The sequence below is a fragment of the Paraburkholderia sp. FT54 genome (assembly GCF_031585635.1).
Lineage (GTDB): Bacteria > Pseudomonadota > Gammaproteobacteria > Burkholderiales > Burkholderiaceae > Paraburkholderia.
In genome coordinates this window covers 2,030,806-2,049,949 of record NZ_CP134195.1, presented here as the reverse complement: position 1 = coordinate 2,049,949, position 19,144 = coordinate 2,030,806, and the positions used below count along the sequence as shown (strand labels likewise).

19 protein-coding genes are annotated in these 19,144 nt (G+C 62.9%); 5 read left to right on the top strand and 14 right to left on the bottom strand.

The window, feature by feature from the left end:
* Positions 1 to 12: 12 nt before the first annotated feature.
* The gene (locus tag RI103_RS09600) at positions 13 to 627 is read right to left on the bottom strand and encodes an OmpA family protein (protein ID WP_310815098.1); all 615 of its coding nucleotides are present in this window, start codon (positions 625 to 627) and stop codon (positions 13 to 15) included.
* A complete protein-coding gene (locus RI103_RS09595; RefSeq protein WP_310815097.1) occupies positions 624 to 1,091 on the bottom strand; it encodes a FecR domain-containing protein in 468 nt (155 codons plus the stop codon). Before RI103_RS09595 ends, RI103_RS09600 begins: the two co-directional genes overlap by 4 nt.
* A gap of 421 nt (positions 1,092 to 1,512) precedes the next feature.
* Between RI103_RS09595 and RI103_RS09590 the strand changes: the two genes are divergently transcribed.
* Positions 1,513 to 2,970 carry an NCS1 family nucleobase:cation symporter-1 gene (locus tag RI103_RS09590; RefSeq protein WP_310815096.1) on the top strand — a complete coding sequence of 486 codons (1,458 nt, stop codon included), beginning with the start codon at positions 1,513 to 1,515 and terminating at the stop codon, positions 2,968 to 2,970.
* A 121-nt stretch (positions 2,971 to 3,091) separates the two neighbouring features.
* On the opposite strand, the gene RI103_RS09585 is transcribed toward RI103_RS09590, so the two are convergent.
* Together RI103_RS09585 and RI103_RS09580 are read right to left on the bottom strand one after the other, a co-directional pair.
* Positions 3,092 to 4,462, bottom strand: coding sequence for an MFS transporter (locus tag RI103_RS09585; protein WP_310815095.1), 1,371 nt, complete (start codon positions 4,460 to 4,462; stop codon positions 3,092 to 3,094).
* A 57-nt stretch (positions 4,463 to 4,519) separates the two neighbouring features.
* Positions 4,520 to 5,770, bottom strand: coding sequence for an amidohydrolase family protein (locus RI103_RS09580; RefSeq protein WP_310815094.1), 1,251 nt, complete (start codon positions 5,768 to 5,770; stop codon positions 4,520 to 4,522).
* Between the two features lie 342 nt (positions 5,771 to 6,112).
* Here RI103_RS09580 and RI103_RS09575 point away from each other — a divergent pair, with 342 nt between their 5' ends.
* Complete coding sequence (locus RI103_RS09575; RefSeq protein WP_310815093.1) at positions 6,113 to 6,319, top strand: hypothetical protein; 207 nt, start codon at positions 6,113 to 6,115, stop codon at positions 6,317 to 6,319.
* A gap of 219 nt (positions 6,320 to 6,538) precedes the next feature.
* On the top strand, positions 6,539 to 6,946 hold the full coding sequence (locus RI103_RS09570; RefSeq protein WP_310815092.1) for a DUF2784 domain-containing protein: 408 nt from the start codon (positions 6,539 to 6,541) through the stop codon (positions 6,944 to 6,946).
* A gap of 117 nt (positions 6,947 to 7,063) precedes the next feature.
* Here the strand turns inward: RI103_RS09570 and RI103_RS09565 are convergent, their stop codons facing one another.
* The 5 genes from RI103_RS09565 to RI103_RS09545 form a co-directional block, all read right to left on the bottom strand.
* Positions 7,064 to 8,626 carry a class I adenylate-forming enzyme family protein gene (locus RI103_RS09565; protein ID WP_310815091.1) on the bottom strand — a complete coding sequence of 521 codons (1,563 nt, stop codon included), beginning with the start codon at positions 8,624 to 8,626 and terminating at the stop codon, positions 7,064 to 7,066.
* A gap of 151 nt (positions 8,627 to 8,777) precedes the next feature.
* The gene (locus tag RI103_RS09560) at positions 8,778 to 9,221 is read right to left on the bottom strand and encodes a universal stress protein (protein ID WP_310815090.1); all 444 of its coding nucleotides are present in this window, start codon (positions 9,219 to 9,221) and stop codon (positions 8,778 to 8,780) included.
* Positions 9,222 to 9,512: 291 nt separating this feature from the next.
* Positions 9,513 to 10,109, bottom strand: a complete 597-nt coding sequence (locus tag RI103_RS09555; RefSeq protein ID WP_310815089.1) for a type VI secretion system ImpA family N-terminal domain-containing protein — start codon at positions 10,107 to 10,109, stop codon at positions 9,513 to 9,515.
* A 158-nt stretch (positions 10,110 to 10,267) separates the two neighbouring features.
* On the bottom strand, positions 10,268 to 10,771 hold the full coding sequence (locus RI103_RS09550) for a DUF3455 domain-containing protein (RefSeq protein WP_310815088.1): 504 nt from the start codon (positions 10,769 to 10,771) through the stop codon (positions 10,268 to 10,270).
* 40 nt (positions 10,772 to 10,811) lie between these two features.
* Positions 10,812 to 11,534 (bottom strand): superoxide dismutase, encoded by a 723-nt coding sequence (locus RI103_RS09545; RefSeq protein ID WP_409076970.1) that lies wholly within the window; start codon positions 11,532 to 11,534, stop codon positions 10,812 to 10,814.
* Positions 11,535 to 11,752: 218 nt separating this feature from the next.
* Between RI103_RS09545 and RI103_RS09540 the strand changes: the two genes are divergently transcribed.
* Positions 11,753 to 12,451 carry a hypothetical protein gene (locus RI103_RS09540; protein ID WP_310815087.1) on the top strand — a complete coding sequence of 233 codons (699 nt, stop codon included), beginning with the start codon at positions 11,753 to 11,755 and terminating at the stop codon, positions 12,449 to 12,451.
* Between the two features lie 17 nt (positions 12,452 to 12,468).
* Here the strand turns inward: RI103_RS09540 and RI103_RS09535 are convergent, their stop codons facing one another.
* Complete coding sequence (locus RI103_RS09535; RefSeq protein WP_310815086.1) at positions 12,469 to 13,419, bottom strand: GlxA family transcriptional regulator; 951 nt, start codon at positions 13,417 to 13,419, stop codon at positions 12,469 to 12,471.
* A gap of 159 nt (positions 13,420 to 13,578) precedes the next feature.
* On the opposite strand from RI103_RS09535, the gene RI103_RS09530 reads away from it, so the two are divergent.
* Positions 13,579 to 14,919, top strand: a complete 1,341-nt coding sequence (locus tag RI103_RS09530; RefSeq protein ID WP_310815085.1) for an epoxide hydrolase — start codon at positions 13,579 to 13,581, stop codon at positions 14,917 to 14,919.
* Between the two features lie 81 nt (positions 14,920 to 15,000).
* Here the strand turns inward: RI103_RS09530 and RI103_RS09525 are convergent, their stop codons facing one another.
* The 4 genes from RI103_RS09525 to RI103_RS09510 all read right to left on the bottom strand — a co-directional run bounded on the left by RI103_RS09525 (position 15,001) and on the right by RI103_RS09510 (position 19,099).
* On the bottom strand, positions 15,001 to 15,684 hold the full coding sequence (locus RI103_RS09525) for a hypothetical protein (protein WP_310815084.1): 684 nt from the start codon (positions 15,682 to 15,684) through the stop codon (positions 15,001 to 15,003).
* On the bottom strand, positions 15,681 to 17,087 hold the full coding sequence (locus RI103_RS09520; RefSeq protein ID WP_310815083.1) for a selenium-binding protein SBP56-related protein: 1,407 nt from the start codon (positions 17,085 to 17,087) through the stop codon (positions 15,681 to 15,683). Before RI103_RS09520 ends, RI103_RS09525 begins: the two co-directional genes overlap by 4 nt.
* Before the next feature lie 306 nt (positions 17,088 to 17,393).
* Complete coding sequence (locus tag RI103_RS09515; protein WP_310815082.1) at positions 17,394 to 18,272, bottom strand: ABC transporter permease; 879 nt, start codon at positions 18,270 to 18,272, stop codon at positions 17,394 to 17,396.
* A complete protein-coding gene (locus tag RI103_RS09510) occupies positions 18,269 to 19,099 on the bottom strand; it encodes an ABC transporter ATP-binding protein (RefSeq protein ID WP_310815081.1) in 831 nt (276 codons plus the stop codon). Before RI103_RS09510 ends, RI103_RS09515 begins: the two co-directional genes overlap by 4 nt.
* Between the last annotated feature and the right edge of the window lie 45 nt (positions 19,100 to 19,144).

The following is a 19,144-nucleotide window of genomic DNA, read 5'->3' as shown; positions in this document are numbered from 1 at the left end:
GACTGGCGCAGGTCATTGGATGGTGATGACTGCGCGCCGGTTCATGCGATGAGGAACACCATCTGCCGTGGGCACCAATGGCTCGCGCTTGCCGCGGGCCGCGGTCTCTATCTGTTGCGGAGGAATGCCTTGCTTGATCAGGAACGTTGCGACGGTCTGCGCGCGTTGCATGGACAGCCGGTCATTGAATTCCTGCGAGCCGGCCAGATCGGTGTGACCGACCACCACGAGCTGAGGCGCGGGCCAGGTCGCCAGCACGGCCTTCAGTTTCTTAACCGTGGCGGACGACTCCGGGGCCAATTCGGTGGCCGAATCAAAAAGAAAAAAGATAGTGAATGTCATGGGCCGCGGCGGCCGGGCCGCGAGCAATTCGCCATATCGTGCCTGCACACTGGATTGGCTATCCAGCGTTTTTTCGATCGTGCCGCCCTTGCTGACGTCGACTCCGGCATAAGCCTTGTCGATGGTTTGCTCCGCGGTGGCGCTGTGGACCACGACCGCGCCGACCTTGCCATCCGGATCCGGCAATAGAATGATTTTGTCCGGCGTGCTGCACGCGGCCAGCCAGGCCAGCATGACGAATGCCGCTGCGAATGCCAGCCCGTGACGTCGAATTGCAGCCTTCAACGTGCCCCCTCCCCTTTGTCGCCGACTTCGATGATGAACTCCGTGCCGCGCACCCCCAGCGTGGTAGTCGGCGTGCTGAAACGGACGGCATCCGGATTCGCCTTCGCCAGCTTTCCTGAAATCACGGCCAGGGAACCGCGTTTGATGGACGCGTCGAGCACACCGTCATGGGTCGTGGTATTGAACGCGAATTTGTTCAGGTCGAGGATCGTATCGGCGCCGGCCGACAGTTGGGTGGTGTCACGCAGCGTGATGCCGACCGACGACTGCGGGCCGGTCACGATGCGATCGCTGCCATACACCTCGCTGCCGATGGCCGCGCCCGAACTTGCTCCGGCCCGCTCGATCCGCACCGTGCCCTTGAGCGTCTTGACGACGCCGGCGGCATCGTCGGCGAATGCACCCGTGATAGCCATGCATCCGCAGGCGAGAAGCAACGCATAGTGAGCGGCTTGGAGACGCATCGGTGGCACCTGATGGCGTAAACGCTGCATTTCCGCGGGACAGCGCGGTTCCCCGGATGTCGACCTGGTGTTGCGAGCGAACCTTGCCCGACTGCGTGTAGAGCCGGGGCTAGCGAAGAACCTGCGGAACTACTGCTCCTTGAAGCGGGGGAAACTTCTCTGGGGCATCCATCAGGCTAGCGCGCCGTCCCGGATGCCTCTGTGCGCTGCCGCGCATATCGTCAGCGGATACTTCTTCGGCACGCTAATCGACCGGTCGCCTTGCGTCCGCACGCCTGTCGATTAAGGGTTAACCCATTCAGAACTGCGCATCAAAGTGCATACAGTTCTTGCATACGCGCTTGCTTCAGATGCGGGGCATTGCCGCCCGGGGACTTCCGGCGGTGTTTCCTCAGTTCCACGAACTCAAAGGAGATGGCAAATGGAAATCCGCAATCCTTCCCCCGGCCTCTACAACGAAGATCTCGCGCCTTCGAGGGTACGCAACTGGGGCGCCTTCAGCATCTTCAACGTCTGGACCTCGGACGTGCACAGCCTCTGGGGCTACTACCTCGCCGCCAGCCTGTTCCTGCTGTGCGGCACGTTTACCAACTTCGTGCTGGCGATCGGGCTCGGCTCGCTGGTGATCTTCGCACTGATGAACCTGATCGGCTACGCCGGCGAGAAGACCGGCGTGCCTTACCCGGTGCTGGCGCGCGCCTCCTTCGGCGTGTGGGGCGCCAACCTCGCCGCACTGGTGCGCGCGGTGGTGGCCTGCTTCTGGTACGGCGCGCAGACGGCGGCGGCGTCCGGCGCGATGGTCGCGTTGCTCATCCGCAGCGACAGTTTGATGGCGTTTTACAAGGGCACGCACTTGCTCGGTCACTCGGCACTGGAGGTGATCTGCTACGTGGTCATCTGGGCGCTGCAACTGCTCATCATCCAGAAGGGCATGGAGACGGTGCGCAAATTCCAGGACTGGGCCGGTCCGGCGGTGTGGGTCGCGATGCTGATCCTCGCGATCGGCCTATGCGTGAAGGCCGGCGGCTTCTCGTTCGCGCACGTCATTCCGATGGACGTGCTGCTCGACAAAACCAAAGACGCTGGTGTGAGCGGCGAGCCCGGCTCGTTCTGGGCGCTGATGGCCGTGGGCGCGACCTGGATCACCTACTTCGCGGCGCTGTACCTGAACTTTTGCGACTTCTCACGCTACGCGAAGAATCGCGACGCCGTGAAGAAAGGCAATCTGTGGGGCCTGCCGGTCAACCTGATCGCGTTCTCGCTGGTCGCCGGCATCACCACCATCGCCGCCTTCAAGGTGTACGGCGAAGTCCTGCTGCACCCCGAGCAGATCTCAGCCAAGTTCGATAGCTGGCTACTGGCGCTCATCGCGGCGCTGACCTTCGCGGTCGCCACGCTCGGCATCAACGTGGTCGCCAATTTCGTCTCGGCGGCGTTCGACATCTCGAACGCTTTCCCCAAGCAGATCAGTTTCAAGAGGGGCGGCTATATTGCCGCCGCTATCGCGCTGGTGCTCTACCCGTTCGCGCCATGGGAAGGCAACGCCGCGCACTTCGTCAACGCGATCGGCGCGACGATGGGCCCGTTGCTGGGGATCATTCTGGTGGACTACTACCTGGTGGCCAGGGGCAACATCGACGTCGCGGCGCTCTATCAGGAGCATGGCGAGTACCGTTACGAAGGCGGCTGGAACGTCAACGCGTTGATCGCGGCGGCGATCGGCAGCGTGTTTTCGACCTTTCTACCCAACTTCACCAACCTGCTGCCGGTCTGGTGGAATACCTATGGCTGGTTCTTCGGCGTGTTGATCGGCGGCGGCACATATCTGATCATGGCGACGTTGCGGCCACGTACCGCGATCGCGACGACCCGCGCTTAAAGGGTTCTTCGTGGGGCTGGACGCGTTGACCCGCGTTCAGCCCCACGAGGCAGACTCAAGCATTAGCTCGCGCTGCGTCGCGCAGGCGGATGGATCGTCGCGATAGCCAGGTTCGCTTTTCTCACTGGTTGATCTGCCCTGCTGCAATGTCCTCCAGCGATCTTCCGCGCGTCGGCACGCCCATGAGCAGCACCGCCATCGCGCCGATCAGCAGCACCAGCGTCGTCGCGCCGAACACCCCGGCAAAGCCCAGCAGCGGATACACATAGCCAACGAGAATAGGCGCGGCAATCGCACCCAGCCGGCCAATCGACGAAGCGAGCCCGGTGCCTGTCGCGCGCACGTCGGTGGGAAAAACCTCGGGGGTGTAGGCATACACGCCGGCATAAGTGCCGTTCATGAAGAACGAAAGCAGGATGCCCGACACCATGATGCCCGCATCCGTGCGCGTCAACGCAAGCCCGAGCGCCGAGACGCCGCCCAATATCATGTACGATGCGATCGTCGCCTGGCGGCCGATTTTTTCATTGAGCCACGCGCCCGAAAAGTAGCCGGGGATCTGCGCAATGTAAATCACGAGCGAATACGAAAAACTCCGCGTGATCGTCATTCCGTTCTGGACCAGCAAGCCTGGAATCCACGTGAAAAAAGCGTAATAGCTGAACGTGATGGATAGCCACATCAGCCACGTCATGGCCGTGATGCGCGCGAGCTTCGCCGCCCACAACGCCTTGACGTTCGCGATGATCGAGGCCCGTCCGGCGGCAAGCGGAACGGCTCCCTCGCGCACGGGAGGCAGCGGCTCCAACTGCACGCCGGCTTTCACCACCTCCGCTTCCATTCGCGACACGATCGCATCGGCTTCCGCGTGCCGGTCGCGCGCCTCGAGCCAGCGCGGCGACTCGGGCAACGCTCGGCGCCACCAGAGCAGCATCACAATGGGCAGCGCCGTGATCACCATGACCACACGCCATGCATTGGGTGCGAGCGGGATCACCAGATAGCCGAGCAGTGCAGCCGCCACGAAGCCAAAGGAGAAAAATCCCGCGAGACTGCCGGTGAAGCTGCCGCGATAGCGCCGCGCTACGAACTCGGAGAGAAACGGCGCGACGATGGCGCTTTCCGCTCCCGTCCCCAGGCCGGCGACAATCCGCGTCGCCAGAAAAAATCCCCAGTCGTTCGCAAGCGCGCTGGCAAGCGAGGCGACACAGTAGATCACCAGCGCATACATCATGACCTTGCGTCGGCCGATGATGTCGCCGAGCATGCCCGCCAGCATCGCGCCGACGAAATAGCCCATGAACGTCCCGCTTCCCAGCACGCCGGTCTGCACGCTCGTGAGCCCCCATTGCGTGCGCAGCACCGGCAGCAGGAACGCGAGCACGGCGGCGTCCATCGCATCGAAGGTATAGCCAAGGCCGCCCATCAGCAGCAAACGGCGGTGAAAACCTGAAAACGGCAGTCGCTCGATGCGAGCGGCAATCATCGACATGAACAAGCTCCAGTTGGGACTGTGGGGCGCCGCGAACGCGGGCGGGCTCTTATAAGGTCAGGCGCTTTCGAGTTCGTTGACGAAGATCCGGCCATCCTTCATCACGAGCGGAATATGCTCGCCCTGGCCTAACAGGCAATCGACGGACTTCAAGGGATTGCCATCGACCACCAGCACATCGGCATGGGCGCCCGGCATGATTCTGCCGAGTTTGTCCTGCATGCCGAGCACTTCCGCGCCGACGAGGGTCGCGCTCGCGATCACCTCGGCCGGCGACATGACGTCGGCCAGAATCCGGAACTCATCGCTTTGCAGCCGCTGCGCCTCGCCGAGCAGGTCCGTGCCGAAGCCCATTTTGACGCCGGCGCGTTTCATGATTTCAATCGAGTGCAGACCCGCGCCGTGCACGTCCGCGACCTTGGCGATGCTGGCCGGCGGCAGCCCATATTTCTCGCCCTCGCTTGCAAGGGCGTCGTAAGTGACGAGGGTCGGCACGACATACGCTCCGTGCTCCGCGACGAGGCGCGCGGTCTCCTCGTCGATCAGATTGCCGTGCTCGATCGTGCGCACGCCACAACGCACGGCGCGCGCGATCGCCTCAGGCGTATAGGCATGCGCCAGCACATACGTGCCGCGCCCTTGAGCTTCGGCGACGATGGCGCGGATCTCGTCTTCGGAGTAACCGAATGCGCCGACCGGATCGGTGGGTGAAGCAACCCCGCCCGAAGCCATGATCTTGATCTGGTCGGCGCCCATCTGCAGTTCCTCGCGCACGGCCCGGCGCACTTCGTCGACACCGTCCGCCACGCGGCCGAGCGCGCCTACGCGCACGCAGCATCCGCACGGTGAATCGGATGGCATGTAGTCGGAGCGGGCGCGCGGATCGGCGTGTCCGCCCGTCTGGCTCAACGCGCGGCCGGATACGAAAAGACGTGGACCTTCGATGAGCCCCGACTCGACGGCCTGCTTGAATGGATACCCTGCCCCGCCCGCATCGCGCACGGTGGTGAAGCCGCGGCGCAGCATCGCGCGCATGATCGGCACGGCGCGCAGCGTGACGAGCACATTCGGCAGCGTCGCCACGCGCGGCAGATTGAACCCGATTGCGACGACGTGCACGTGGAGATCGATCAAACCCGGCATGATCGTTTTGCCTTTGACGTCGATCACGCGCGCGTTGCTGCTTTTGATCGGTCGATCGGACACTTCGCGCACGAACCCGTCTTCGATGAGGATTTCGAAGCCCTCCAGCAGGTCCGGATGGGTAGGATCAAGTAGCGCACCGTTACGTAGGATGAAGCTGGTCAAGTGTTATCTCCTTCAGGTTTTGATCGCAGCGCCCGGCATATGGGCCTCCCTTCGCGTATGGAGGCGGTATATGGAAGCGCTGCCAGGCTATTCGTCAGGATAGAACTCGCAGGCATCAAGTATGGCGCCGACGAACACCTGGCGCAAAGCGGCTCAAAAAAAGCTTTCCCACATGTTGATCTATGGCGGGCCTCAGCATTAAGATGAGCACCTCGGCGCGCGACATGTCCCCGAACGCGAGGTGACATGCAGCAGCCGTCATCACAAGATTGATCCTGCTCGCAAAGCGAGGCCAACGGATCAGGTTCCCAGCGAAGCAGCAAGCTCAGCCAGGAGACGACGATGCTCAGTCCACACGAATTCGCGACCCTCATGTTGCTCAAGGATGCACCGGATCTGCTGAGTCTGGACGGTGCCGATCTGGAAGCGCTTCTGGAGCGCCAACTCGTCACGCTGGAAGACCTCGCCTCCGGGCAGCAACGCCCTCTCATTACCGATGACGGTCAGATGTTTCTGAACGCCGCCGCGCGTATCCTGAACGACGAATGACACGTATCGCTTGATCAGTTGCACAGTCAAGGAGTGTTGCATGGCCGAATCGGGGGCAGGAATCGTCTTGGGTCTGTTTGGGCTGAGCGTCGCCGTGCTGTTGGTCGCCGGACATTACTGGCGCGAAATGATACGGCGGCGGCAACTCAGGCGGATGGACCATCGCGACTGTTGGGAAGTGATGCGGCATAGGCGCTAAAGGGCCGCGCGAAAGCCTTCATGATCTGGCTGGCCGATGCGGTGCTTGTCGCGCACGCGCTGCTTGCGGTTTTCATCGTGAGCGGATTCATCGCGATCTGGGTGGGTGCCGGTCTTCGCTGGAAGTGGATACGCCAGCGGTTTTTCCGGCTCGTACATCTGTTAGCGATCGTTATCGTGGCCACACTGTCGCTGCTTGGTATCGCGTGTCCGTTGACGACGCTCGAGGACTGGCTGCGCACGGGTTCGCTGGAACCACAGGGACTCACGCAAGGCTTCATCCAGCGTTGGGTGAGCCGCCTGCTGTACTACGATTTGCCGGCCTGGGTCTTCACCCTTCTGTATGTCGCTTTTGGTCTGGTGGTGGTGTTGACCTGGCGCCTGATTCCCCCAGAGAACGGACGTTATTCGAAATCAACGCGCCCGTGAGCATGAAGCAACGCGCTGGACACCAAAGGCGAGCAAATGGAACGACGGGCATCCGCATGTCCGCAGCCCGTATCGTGCGAAATTGGGTTTCGCAGCTACCGGACACACATTGCCCGTTCACGCCGCGCGCCAATCGTCCAGACGCTCGCCGATGGCTTTCAGTTTGGCCCGGTCCACTTTGCCTAACGAATTGCGCGGCAACTGCTCAACGACGATGAGCCGCTCCGGCATCTTGTAGCTTGCCACCCTGGTGGACAGGTCGCGCAACACGTCCCCGATCTGCGTCACGGCTTCGGTCAGTTCAACGAAACCGATCACGCGCTGACCGAGGACGGGGTCCGGTACGCCGACTATCGCCGCTTCGCGCACGCCGCGATGGACGGTGAGCGCATGCTCAATTTCGGTCGGCGAGATGTTCGACCCGCCGCGAATGATCAGGTTTTTCTTTCTGGCGACGTACCAGAAATCGCCGGCTTCGTCCTCGCGCAGCACGTCGCCGGTGGCCCACCAGCCATCCTTGCGTGCGTCGTCAATGCGTCCGGGGCCGAGCCAATAGCCGACGAACAGGTTCGGTCCGCGCAACAACAGTTCGCCCGCTTCGCCGCGCCTGACCGTGTTGCCCTCCGTGTCGACGAGGCGGACCCGGTCCATGTCGACCGCTCGACACACGGGCCCGGTATCGAATCCATAGGTGAAGGTGCCCGCGCTTTCGCTCATCCCGAGGAAATTGCGCATCCTGACGCCGAACACCCGCAAGAACTCCTCCTGCAGACTCGGCGGCGTCGTGTCGCCGCCGACGAGGCAGATGCCTAGTGACGTGACGTTGCGTGGCTGCGCAATCTGCTCGGCGATCGCCTCCGAATACATGAACGGCAACCACATCATCATCGTGCAGCGGTGCCGTTCTATCAGGTCGAGGGCGGCCGCCGGTTCGAACCGGTCCAGCAGGACGCACGTGCCTTCTGCGGCGAGCGTGGTCAGCGCAGTGAAGAGCCCCGCACCATGCATCATGGGCGTGGCAATCAGCGTGACGTCGTATGGCCTCGACGCAATGGCCTGGCAAGCTTGCATCATCGAGCATGCAGTGCGCGGGGTGTGCGTGACGAACTTCGGTTCGCCCGTGGTGCCGGACGTCGACAGCAGCAGCGCTGGTTCATCGACTCGCACCGGATCGAGCCGCAGCTCGTCTAGCTCGTGCTCGATCAACTCGCTCCAGGCTCTGGCGTGCGTGCCCTGCGGCGAGCCGTCGACAAGAAAGCGCTTGTCCGCAACGAGAATCGAAGCATCCACAGCGGCAATCGCGCCGTATAGATCAGTCTGGCCGAGATACAACGAAACCTGCAGGCGTCGGAGCTGCGGCTCGAGTTCCGCGCGTGTGAGCCGGTTATTCAGCGGCACCGCGATCATGCCTGTCAGCATGCACGCGTAATACGCGGCGACGGTTTCCGGTTTGTTCGTCATGTGCAGCGCGACGCGATCGCCGGGTTTCAGACCCTGAGCGAGCAGCCCTTGCGAAAGCCTCCTGATGTACCGCGCCAGACGATCGTAGGTCCATCCGTCGTCTCCGGCGATCAGCGCAACGGCGTGAGGGCGAGCCGCGGCAGAGTCGAACAGGCGTTCGGGCAGCGTAACGAGTTGCGGCGTCTCGATGAGTTGCGCGCGTGTTCCGGGACGAGACATGGTGGTTGCTCCAAGGGTCGGTTGGCTGTCGGTGACAGGTCTACCCTCACAACAGGCAACGCGCCGAAATTATTCCGCTCCGGCGCTTGCGCCGCGCCAATCCCCTTCTCCGCGCCAATGACAACGGCATGTCGATCCACGGCGCCATCCTCTAGTCCAACGGCACGGTAATCACAGCACGCCCCGCGGCACGTTTCACGAGCTCCGCGTGGGTAGATGGCTGGCCTAACCATCTTGCCAGTCCACGCGGATTCCGGTGACCCAGCACGAGCAGGTCCGCGTTGAGCAAGCCTGCGTAATTCGCCATGCTATCGACCACGTTACCCACGGCGACATATCCGCGTGCAACCGTTCCGCTCTGTGTCAAATGATCCAGTGCTTCCTTCAAGGTCTGTTTTGCCACGCTTTCCATGTGTGAACACGCCACGTCCGATACGTATCCGAGACTGCTGGCCACGGCCGAGCCGATATCCACCACCGACAGCACATGAACGGTAGCGGTGAGCGCATACCCCGAACGGGCCACGCGCAGCAAAGCCGATCTGGATTCAGGCGATCCATCGTAATAGACGAGCAGATTGTAGTGGTCAGGCATGGGATCCTCGAATCGGGCGACGAAGGGAGTTGCGCGGTTTGCAATTCTCATAACACCCTTGGCCGACGAGGTATTCCAGAGAAGCACAACGCTTCTCGTCGTCCACGGCTCGTTGCCGTCGTGGAATAAAGCCGTCAGCACAGGCGTTCGGAGAAGGACGATTCAGCGCCAAAGGGATTGGGCAATTCGGTCCGCGGAATGACTGCTCCGTGATTGCACGGCCATTTCTTTGCGCACTCCGGGATCGTTCGTTCGCGTGCATCGCAGATAGAAAGACGATTGCGGCGGGCGCTACTCCGAACACGAAAAGGAATCAGCGAAATGAAACTGCGTCAAAAGGCAGTGATTGCCTGGTCTTTCGCCGCTTGCACGGTAATACTCACCGCGTGCGGCGGCAGCGACAATGCCACGCCGCCGACCCCGGCCACCGGCCCTTTCAAGGCCACCGTGCTGGTTTCCGACGGCAGCGTGAGCGCACCGAACACGGATGCCAATCTCAAGAACGGCTGGGGTATCGCCTTCAATCCATCCGAGTTGCGGATGCACGTGATCCCAGTTGCGATCGAGAAGCGTCGCGGCGAGCGCGAGGCCATCCGCGAGCCCGGCAACACCCTCGCGAGCCAGTCGCGCTCGCGCAAGCCACGCGACCACACGCAGGTCTCGCGTATGCGCCATCAACTCGATGCACAAGGCGTTTGCCGCAACCCAGTCGGGCGGTACGGCGGCGACTAGCGTGGCGCCGTATTCCGCTTCAGGACGTCCGCTAACGGCTTGCTCGAGTTCGCGGAAGCGCGGGTCGTATTCGAGATCGGGTCCGCACGGCGCTTCATCCGACAGCGCGTCCAGCCATTCCGTCCAATCCTGATGAGCGATGAATTCAGTTTCCATGGTCTGCGTTGTGCGTTGAACCCAGGTGGTCCGTTCATTTGCCTCTTGCTTCAGATAACACGCGAAAGGCCGCCGTATTCCATCGACTTTATAAACGTAGTTATCCGAATTAACATGAACGATCGCGACCGGCGGGCGCTAACGCCCGCAGCCGCTTGTTACTTGAAAAAGGTATAAGTGGCGATGTACGGCGAGCTGCCAGGCGCGTGTTCGACGGTGCATGGCGCTGTCGGCGCGGCACCGCCCGCGGTCATCGTGCGTTGCACGTAGCGCACGTCGCTCAACATGCCCTTCGCGCCCGTCGAATGTGTTTCCAGCAGGAGCTGCGGCACGGCGTTCGGCGTGTTACCCGGCATCTGCGCGAGGACACGGCCCACGATCCGGCTGCCGTCACGGGCTTCCCAGGAAGGACCCGCCGAATGCTCGATCACCGCGGTCCCGCTGGCGTCGAACAAGGTGGCGCGCGGACTGCGGAACACCCAGCCGAGCGTGTGATTCGCGCCGTATTCGCACGAGTAAATCTGGACGCCGGATGCGGTCGCGCTCAAAAGCGCGTGCGCATCCGGCGGATCGATCGAGGCGGCGCCGGCCGACGTGCCGACTACTGCCAACAGCCATCCGGCACCGATCGAATGGCGCATTCTGCGTGACAAGCGAAACATGGTGATACTCCCTTTGAGCCGATACGATGAAAACCTGCAACTACCCCGCTCCACCTGAGGCGCGCTCGAGATTGGCCGAGGCGAACGCCCAGTTCAGGTGGCGCGACAGCGTCGCGGCCAGATAATCCGGCCGACGGTTCTGATAGTCCAGGTAGTACGCATGCTCCCATACATCGACGGTCAGCAGCGGCACGAGTCCACGCGTGAACGGTGTTTCCGCGTTGCTCGTCTTGACGACCGCGAGTTCGCCGCGATCGAGCACGAGCCATCCCCAGCCGCTGCCGAACTGCGATGCCGACGTCGCGGCGAGCGTCTTCGCGAGTGCCTCGACGGAACCGAACTTGCGACCAATTGCCGCTTGAAGCTTCTCGCCCGGCGCGCTCGGCGCCGGGCTCAGCGAGTTCCAGTAGAAGTTGTGGTTCCATGCTTGCGCGGCGTTGTTGAAGACGTCGGCGAGCGCGGGCTGGTCATGCGACTGCATGATGACCTGTTCGAGCGATGCCTGTTCGAGCGGCGTGCCGGCAAGGAGCTTGTGCAGGTTGTCGAAATAGGCGCGGTGGTGCTTGCCATGATGAATGCCGATGGTACGCGCCGAGATGGCCGGTTCGAGCGCATTGTCGGCCCATGGCAATGGCGGCAGCGTTTGCGGCGACGAGCCGAGAAATGCCGGAACGACACTCGTCGCCATGCTTGCGGCGGGCCCGGCGTCGGGAGCGCCAGCGCCGTACGCTATCTTCGAAAACAGCAGGCTGAATGAAGCCATGGACCCCGCCGTCATCAGACGTCGCCGGGAAATGAAGGAGTTGAGCATGTTTGAACCTGTTGTTGTGTGGGCGACCGGTTCACCCGGTCTGCTCACACAACACCTGGTCATTGGCATCTATTCCACGCCGTTCTGAAATCGCCCCGTGCGGTTGCAGGCGGAATAACGGCGTTGCACGGCTGTTCTTTGCACATGAAGAAACCGCCAGCGGAGATGCAATGAAAGCAAAAATGACCATCGAAGAATTGTCGATTCCCTACGAGAGAATTACGCCGGTCGGAGGCCGCCTTTCAACCGAACCTGCCGGTCATCACTTCGACCTGAGCTTTCGCATCAACGTGAAGGCGCGTACGTTGGGCACGTTCTCGGGTGCCGACATCGACGCCCCAGTGCTGCAATGGAACGAGCGCATCGAATGGTTCCGCTACGATGATTCGGCGCAGCAATGGGTGTTTGTCGACGAGGTGGACAAGGACATGTACGCGTTCAAGCCGGCCTCGAACACGTTCAGGATCTGGCATTCATACCGGTATCTGATGGCGACGGACGACATCAACCGTCCGCCCGCCGCCCTCAAGGCAATGAAAAGCGATGAAGACGCGAAGAAGTGGATTGCGGAGAACGGCTTCTCGTGGAACCTGGCGATTCGCGACGTGCCGTCGATGGGAATCGCCGGCGGTTCGGGCGGCGGTGGCGGCGACAGTCTCGTGACCGGGAACACGCGGCGTCGCGTCATTTATTTCGATCTGGGATTTTCAGGCCACACGGAGCGCGTGAGGCTCGTGCAAATACTGGAAACGTTCAGGGGACAACTCACCATCTGCCACCTGATTCGAGGCGACATACAGAAAGCGACGGTGGACCATCCGCAGAATCTCGCCCGGTGGCGCTTCCAGTTGGCGAGCGGCGCTCGTTGACCGGCTGCGCGGTTGTCTTATCGCGCGCCCGCGCGGGCCTCGCCGCGCATCTCCCGCGGCGGCACGCCAAACCCGCGCATGAACACTTCGCGCATATGCCGGCGATCGCGAAACCCCGTCTCTTTCGCGATCACCTCCAGCGAATGCCGGCTCTTTTCGATCATCAACCGCGCGGCTTCGAGCCGCAACCCTTCGATCGCCTTCGCGGGCGATTGTCCCGTCTCCAGAGTGAACACCCGGCTGAACTGCCGCGGGCTCAGATGCGCCTGACTCGCGAGCTCTTCGACAGTGAGTGGCCGGCTCAGATGCTTGCGCGCATAGTTCAGCGCGTCCTGGATGCGGTCGGACTTCGGCGCCAGGTCGAGCATTTCCGAATGCTGCGACTGGCCGCCCGAGCGCCGTTGATGCATGACGAGCTTGTGCGCGACTGAACGCGCGATATCGGCGCCGAGGTCCTTCTCGACCATCCCGAGTGCGAGGTCGAGTCCGGCGGTCATGCCCGCCGAGGTCCAGATCGGGCCATCGACCACGTAGATGCGGTCTTCGTCGAGCTGGATGTCCGGAAACCTGCCTGTCATCGCGCGCGCGTAGGCCCAATGCGTGGTCGCGTGCCGGTTCGCGAGCAGCCCCGCTTCAGCCAGCACGAAACCGCCGGTGCAGATGCCGGCAATGCGCCGCGCGCGCAACGCCGCCTTGCGCAGGAACCTGAGCACTTCGGCGGACGGCGGTGCGGTGAGCGGGTTGTTGACGCCCGCCGCGATCCACGTGTCGATCGCCATGCGCCCGCCTAGCGGCCGTGTGCCCACCGCCATGCCGAGCGACGAACGCACCTCGCCGCCCGCCACCGAAAAGTTCTCGATGCTGTAGAAGGCTTCGCCCGCCGCAATGTTCGCGTACTCGAAAACCGACTGTGACGCGAGCGCCATGACCTGAAAACGATCGCTCAACAAATATCCGATCCGGTGCATGTCGGCCTCCGCGCCTGGTCACGTCAAACATCCGATGAATTCGATGTCCTTAATCATGACCCTATACGTCATTTGAGCCACCGTCAATCCGTACCACAATGGTCTTACGCATATTGCGCACGGTTGCAAATTGCGCACCTTATTCAAGGAGACATCGTTATGCCCATGGTTTCGACAGCGCCAATCCGGCGCGGCTCGATCGCTACTTCAACCGCCGCTCTCGCGCTCTGCGTCGCCGCCGCTTTCAGTTACACCAGGCCGGCTTCGGCCGCGGATCAGCCTTCCGCGAGCCCGCGCGCCGCGGCTGAAGACGACTCGATCCGCCCGTTCCACATCCACGTTGCGGACGACACGCTCGTCGACCTGCGCCACCGCATTGCCGCGACGCGGTGGCCCGACAAGGAGACCGTTGCCGATCAATCGCAAGGCGTGCAGGAAGCCAGGATCCAGGCGCTGGTGCGGCACTGGGGCACGGACTACGACTGGCGCAAGGCGGAGGCCAGGCTCAATGCCTTGCCGATGTTCGTGACCACGATCGACGGCGTCGATATCCAGTTCATCCACGTGAAATCGCGAAATCCGCACGCGTTGCCGCTGATCATCACCCACGGCTGGCCAGGTTCACCGCTGGAAATCGAAAAGGCAATCGGTCCGCTGACCGATCCCACCGCCTATGGCGGACGCGCGGAAGACGCCTTCGACGTCGTCATCCCCTCGATGCCCGGCTACGGCTTCTCCGGCAAACCCACCGGCGTCGGCTGGGGTCCCGACCACATCGCGCGGGCGTGGGACGTGCTGATGAAGCGCCTCGGCTACAAACAGTACGTGTCTCAAGGCGGCGACTGGGGTTCCGTGATCGCTGATGCGATGGGGCGTCAGGCTCCGGCCGGCCTGCTCGGCATTCATGTCAACATGCCCGCGACGGTGCCACCGGATGTCGCGAAGGCGCTCAACAGCGGCGAGCCGGCGCCGGCCGGACTGTCGAATGGGGAGAAGGCTGCTTACCAATCGCTCGCCAACCTGTACAAAAAGGGTGGCGGCTATGCCGCGATGATGGTCACGCGCCCGCAAACCGAAGGCTACGGCCTGGCTGATTCGCCCGCGGGCCAGGCAGCCTGGATGTACGACAAATTCGCGGCGTGGACCTATAGCGGCGGCGACCCCGAGCGCTCGCTCACCAAGGACGAAATGCTCGACGACATCACGCTGTACTGGGTCACGAACACGTCGACCTCGTCGGCGCGGCTTTACTGGGAGAACAACAATAACAACTTCAACGCGGTCGAACAGCGGACCGCCGAGATATCGGTTCCGGTTGCCGTAACCGTCTTCCCCGGCGAGATCTATCGGGCGCCGCGGAGCTGGACCGAGCGTGCCTATCCCAAGCTCGTTTATTTCCATGAGGTGAACAAGGGCGGTCACTTCGCGGCATGGGAGCAGCCGCAACTCTTCACCGAAGAGCTGCGCGCGGCGTTCAGACCGCTACGGCAATATCAATGACGTGCCGCCGGTTGCCGCCGCACGCGAATGCACGGCGGCAACCGGCGGCAAGAGTCGGCTTGGAGAGACGCACGCGCCCCATCACACCTCGCCGCGGATCACCGCCGCATTCAGCGCCAACGAGAGCGCGCCGACCAGAACAAGACTCAACGCCCACAGCGCATCCAGATTGAACCAGCTGCGCGACACGAACTTCAACCCCAGGTAGCGATAGACCAGCCAGGCTAGAAGACCACCGGCCACCATCATCGCGCAGGCATGCACGCCCGAGACGAGCAGCGCCATGCCCAGATTCGCTTCAATCAGGGTCTGCGCGGCACGGTGCCCTCGGTCCATGTCGTAAGCGCTGCACAGTCCGAGGTAGATGGGGACGAGCATCAGTCCGGCGCCGTGCGCAATGGCAACGGCGAACGACCACAGCGCGAGCCGTGACGGCGGAATCCGCGCGAGCACACGCGGATGGCGTCGCCGGATCAGCAGCAAGGCGCCGAAGCCGATCACGAGCACGCTGGCGCCGATCTGGATCTCGCGCTGCCAGGCTAGCAGGATGGTCAGCATGGCGAACGGCAGCATCACCAATAACACGGCCAGCACGTGCCCGACCGCGAGATAGACGAGCGCGCTGACCAGCGCTCGCGCGCGCCGCTCCATCAAGGCACTCGAGACAGCGAGCGGCCATCCCATCGCCGGGTTGATCCCGTGATAGACGCCGCTCGCCAGAATGGCCAACCACAGGCCGGTCTGCGACCAGCCTGCCCCGATCAAACGCCCACCGACGGGTAACAGAACGAATCGGTCGAACAGTCTCCGCCTTCGAGCCGGATCTGATGAGCGCGATATCCGTCCGCGAACTCCACCCAATAATCGTCGGCCAACGCAAGCCCGCCGCCGGGTTCGGCCCGCGCCATGACTTGCGCCGCCGGCACGCCGTCCGGATAGAACTGGTTGTCCCACGTCGAATAGAGCGAGTTGGTCCAGTAGACCCGCTTGCCGTCGCGGCTGATCTCCACCATCTGCGGACCGCCCGCGAAGGTCTTGCCGGTCGGATGAGGCGTGCGCCGCACGATCCCGCCGATATGAACCGATCCCGCGAGCTTCGGCTTGCGTGGTTCCGTCACGTCGTACTGGCGCATCTCGCCGGTGCCCCAGCAGGCGACGTAGAGGAATTTGTCGTCGATGGAAAGATCGATGTCCGTGACGAGCGGCGGCACCGCGCCGAAACCCTGCAGCAACGGCGGCAGCAGTTCGGCGGCCGCGGGTTCGGGCGCAATGGTCGCGGTCTTCTCGATGTGAAACTCGCCTCCTTCGCGCCACCACGTCCAGATCGATCCTTCCAGATTCGTCGTATCGACCACGACACCGATGAAGCCGTACTCGCGGCTCGGATCGTGCGCGGGCCGCACTTCGAGCGCCATCTGATGATTCGCGCCGAGGTCGAGTGTCTGCACGTTGCGCCTGCCGCGCAGATCCCAGAAGTGGATACGGTGCCCGTATTGGTTCGACAGCAGATCCTCGGGGACGATGCCGTTCTCGAATTGCGGCGGCAATGCCCATTCGCTCGACACCATATAGTCGCGCGGCAGGTTCCACCAGAAATCGTAGTGCTTCTCCTGCAAGCCGCGATCGATCTCCCAGCGGCCGAGCACCTCGAACGTTTCGCAATCCATGATGAAGATGCCGGGCGGCCCGTCGGTGCCGTCTTTCCCCGCGCCGCCGAGCGTGCTGACGTAAATCCCTTCCGGCCCGCAATGAACCGTGTGCGGACGCGAGTAGCCCGTTTTACGGAAAATCTCCTCGGGCTCGATGATCTTGTGAATCTTCGCCTGGGTCGGATGCGGATGGGTATCCACGATGTAAATGCGTGAAGAACGCATGCCCGGAATGATCAGATAGCGGCGTTCGAGGAATGCGTGGCCGGTCAGCGGCGAGAGCGACGACGAGCACGCGTTCCAGCCGAAATGATGGAATTCGTCCCCCTTGTGCGGTACCGGCACCGTGTGGACCACCTGGCTGTAAGTGGGCGAGCCGGGCTTCACGTCGATGACGGCGAGCGCGTCGGGCTGCGAGAAATCGGGGCTGAGAAGCACGGTGTAGGCGTACTCTTCCGCCGGTGCATCCATCGCGAGTCTGGGTGACGCATGGAACGTGGGATCTGGGCGCATACCCATGGCGGGACTCTCCTTGTCTATCTGATTCGGGGCCAGGGCGTTCGCGTATTCACCGTCATGGACGGGCCGCTCGCCTCGGTACGAAACATCCTGTACCAATGAGAAACACGGCCGATGGCGGCGGACCGTGGCGCAGCTGTAGATTTGTGGTTCACGGCGGCAGCGAGAGCAACCGGGAGTTTCGCCATTTTTTGTGCGGCGCAGCGGCCGTCGAACGCCGGCGCCCTATTGCGCTATCGTACTCGCCAACGCGACGCGCCGCCGCTCGTCCTCTGCGGCGCGCGCGGTCAGCGCCCGGAAGGTCACTCAGTGCTGCACGCCCCAGCGCCGAACGGTCACGCGTTCGAGCGTATCGAACACCAGGTGCTCGATCAGCAAGCCGATCACGATCACCGCCGCGAGGCCGGCGAAAACGCGGTCCGTATACAGCTCGTTGCGATTCTGGAAGATGTACCAGCCGAGGCCGCCGCTGCCCGAACTCGCGCCGAACACGAGTTCCGCCGCGATCAGCGTGCGCCAGGCAAACGCCCAACCTACCCGCAAGCCCGCCAGAATCGCCGGCAACGCCGCCGGCACCAGAATCAGCAGCACATGGCGCATGCCGGTGAGCCCGTAATTGCGGCCCGTCATGCGCAACGTCGCCGGCACCGACTGAAAACCGGAGTACGTGTTCAGCGCCAGCGGCCAGAGCACCGAATGGACCAGCACGAACAGCAGGCTGCCGGTGCCGAGGCCGAACCAGAGCAACGCGAGCGGCAACAGCGCGATGGAAGGCAACGGGTTGAACATCGCCGTCAGCATCGACAGGACATCGCGGCCCAGACGCGTCGACACGGCAAGCGACGTCAGCACGAAAGCGAGCGCGGCGCCCAGCAGATAGCCGCGCAGCAGCACGGACATCGACACGGCCGTTTTTTGCAGCAGTTCGCCGGACCATACGCCTTGTACGAACGCGCTGAAGGTCGCGCCGAAAGTCGGCAGCAGCAGATCGTTGTCGATCGCGCGCGCGGCGATTTCCCAGAGGCCGATCAACACCAGCGCAATTAGCGTCTTGCGCAACCAGCTCTGCGCGAAGATGCGCTTGCCGAGCGGCAGCGGCGCTTCAAGGACGAGTTCACCGAGCGGTTCGAGCGGCCGCTCGTACTCCTCGCGAACCGGCGGCAACAAGGTGGCGGGAGAACTCATTGCACGGCCTCCGTCTCTTCGAACAACAGGTGATGAATACGCGCGACGCTGCGCTGAAAATCGCTGCGCCCGAAACTGTCCTGCGAATACTGATGGCTGTTCAGTTCCGCGCGCACACGGCCGGGATGCGGCGACAGCAATAGAATGCGGTTGCCCACAACCAGCGCTTCTTCGATCGAGTGCGTGACGAACAGCAAGGTGAAGTTCACCTCTTCCCACAGACGCAATAGTTCTTCCTGCATCTTGCGGCGCGTCAGCGCGTCGAGCGCGGCGAAGGGCTCGTCCATCAGCAGCACGCGCGGCTGCATGGCCAGCGCGCGGGCAATCGCGACGCGCTGCTTCATGCCGCCCGACAACGTATGCGGATAAGCGTTGGCAAAAGACGCCAGCCCCACCTTCTCCAGATAATGCAGCGCCCGTTCCTTTGCTTCCGCGCGCGAGAGCTTCCTCGCGACCCGCAGCGGAAAGGCGACGTTCTGCAGCACGGTCTTCCACGGCGGCAACTGGTCGAACTCCTGAAACACGACAATGCGATCGGCGCCGGGGCCCCGGATAGCCTGGCCGTCGAGCGAAATACTGCCGGACGTCGGCTCGATAAAGCCGGCCACCGCCTTAAGCAGGGTCGACTTGCCGCAACCCGATGGTCCCAGCAGCACGAAGCGGTCGCCGCCATAGACGTCGAAGCTCACGTCATGGGTCGCGCGCACGATCCGCTCACGCGTGCGGTATTCGAGGTTGACGTGTTCGACCGCGAGCAGTTTTTCGCTGGTCGCCGGCGTGGCCGCTTCAGCCTGGTCCGGAAACAGCACAGTAGGATTGGCTACCATCAGATCGCTCCCTGTAAGCCGACCACGCGGGCCGTTAAATATCCG

Bases quoted from the DNA above. Each gene is read 5' to 3' on its own strand.
- RI103_RS09585 (WP_310815095.1), bottom strand. From the start codon at position 4,462: ATGTCGATGATTGCCGCTCGCATCGAGCGACTGCCGTTTTCAGGTTTT.
- RI103_RS09560 (WP_310815090.1), bottom strand. From the start codon at position 9,221: ATGCCTGACCACTACAATCTGCTCGTCTATTACGATGGATCGCCTGAA.
- RI103_RS09510 (WP_310815081.1), bottom strand. From the start codon at position 19,099: ATGGTAGCCAATCCTACTGTGCTGTTTCCGGACCAGGCTGAAGCGGCC.
- RI103_RS09570 (WP_310815092.1), top strand. From the start codon at position 6,539: ATGATCTGGCTGGCCGATGCGGTGCTTGTCGCGCACGCGCTGCTTGCG.
- RI103_RS09535 (WP_310815086.1), bottom strand. From the start codon at position 13,419: ATGCACCGGATCGGATATTTGTTGAGCGATCGTTTTCAGGTCATGGCG.
- RI103_RS09565 (WP_310815091.1), bottom strand. From the start codon at position 8,626: ATGTCTCGTCCCGGAACACGCGCGCAACTCATCGAGACGCCGCAACTC.
- RI103_RS09545 (WP_409076970.1), bottom strand. From the start codon at position 11,534: ATGGCTTCATTCAGCCTGCTGTTTTCGAAGATAGCGTACGGCGCTGGC.
- RI103_RS09520 (WP_310815083.1), bottom strand. From the start codon at position 17,087: ATGGGTATGCGCCCAGATCCCACGTTCCATGCGTCACCCAGACTCGCG.
- RI103_RS09575 (WP_310815093.1), top strand. From the start codon at position 6,113: ATGCTCAGTCCACACGAATTCGCGACCCTCATGTTGCTCAAGGATGCA.
- RI103_RS09555 (WP_310815089.1), bottom strand. From the start codon at position 10,109: ATGGAAACTGAATTCATCGCTCATCAGGATTGGACGGAATGGCTGGAC.
- RI103_RS09595 (WP_310815097.1), bottom strand. From the start codon at position 1,091: ATGCGTCTCCAAGCCGCTCACTATGCGTTGCTTCTCGCCTGCGGATGC.
- RI103_RS09540 (WP_310815087.1), top strand. From the start codon at position 11,753: ATGAAAGCAAAAATGACCATCGAAGAATTGTCGATTCCCTACGAGAGA.
- RI103_RS09515 (WP_310815082.1), bottom strand. From the start codon at position 18,272: ATGAGTTCTCCCGCCACCTTGTTGCCGCCGGTTCGCGAGGAGTACGAG.
- RI103_RS09590 (WP_310815096.1), top strand. From the start codon at position 1,513: ATGGAAATCCGCAATCCTTCCCCCGGCCTCTACAACGAAGATCTCGCG.
- RI103_RS09530 (WP_310815085.1), top strand. From the start codon at position 13,579: ATGCCCATGGTTTCGACAGCGCCAATCCGGCGCGGCTCGATCGCTACT.
- RI103_RS09550 (WP_310815088.1), bottom strand. From the start codon at position 10,771: ATGTTTCGCTTGTCACGCAGAATGCGCCATTCGATCGGTGCCGGATGG.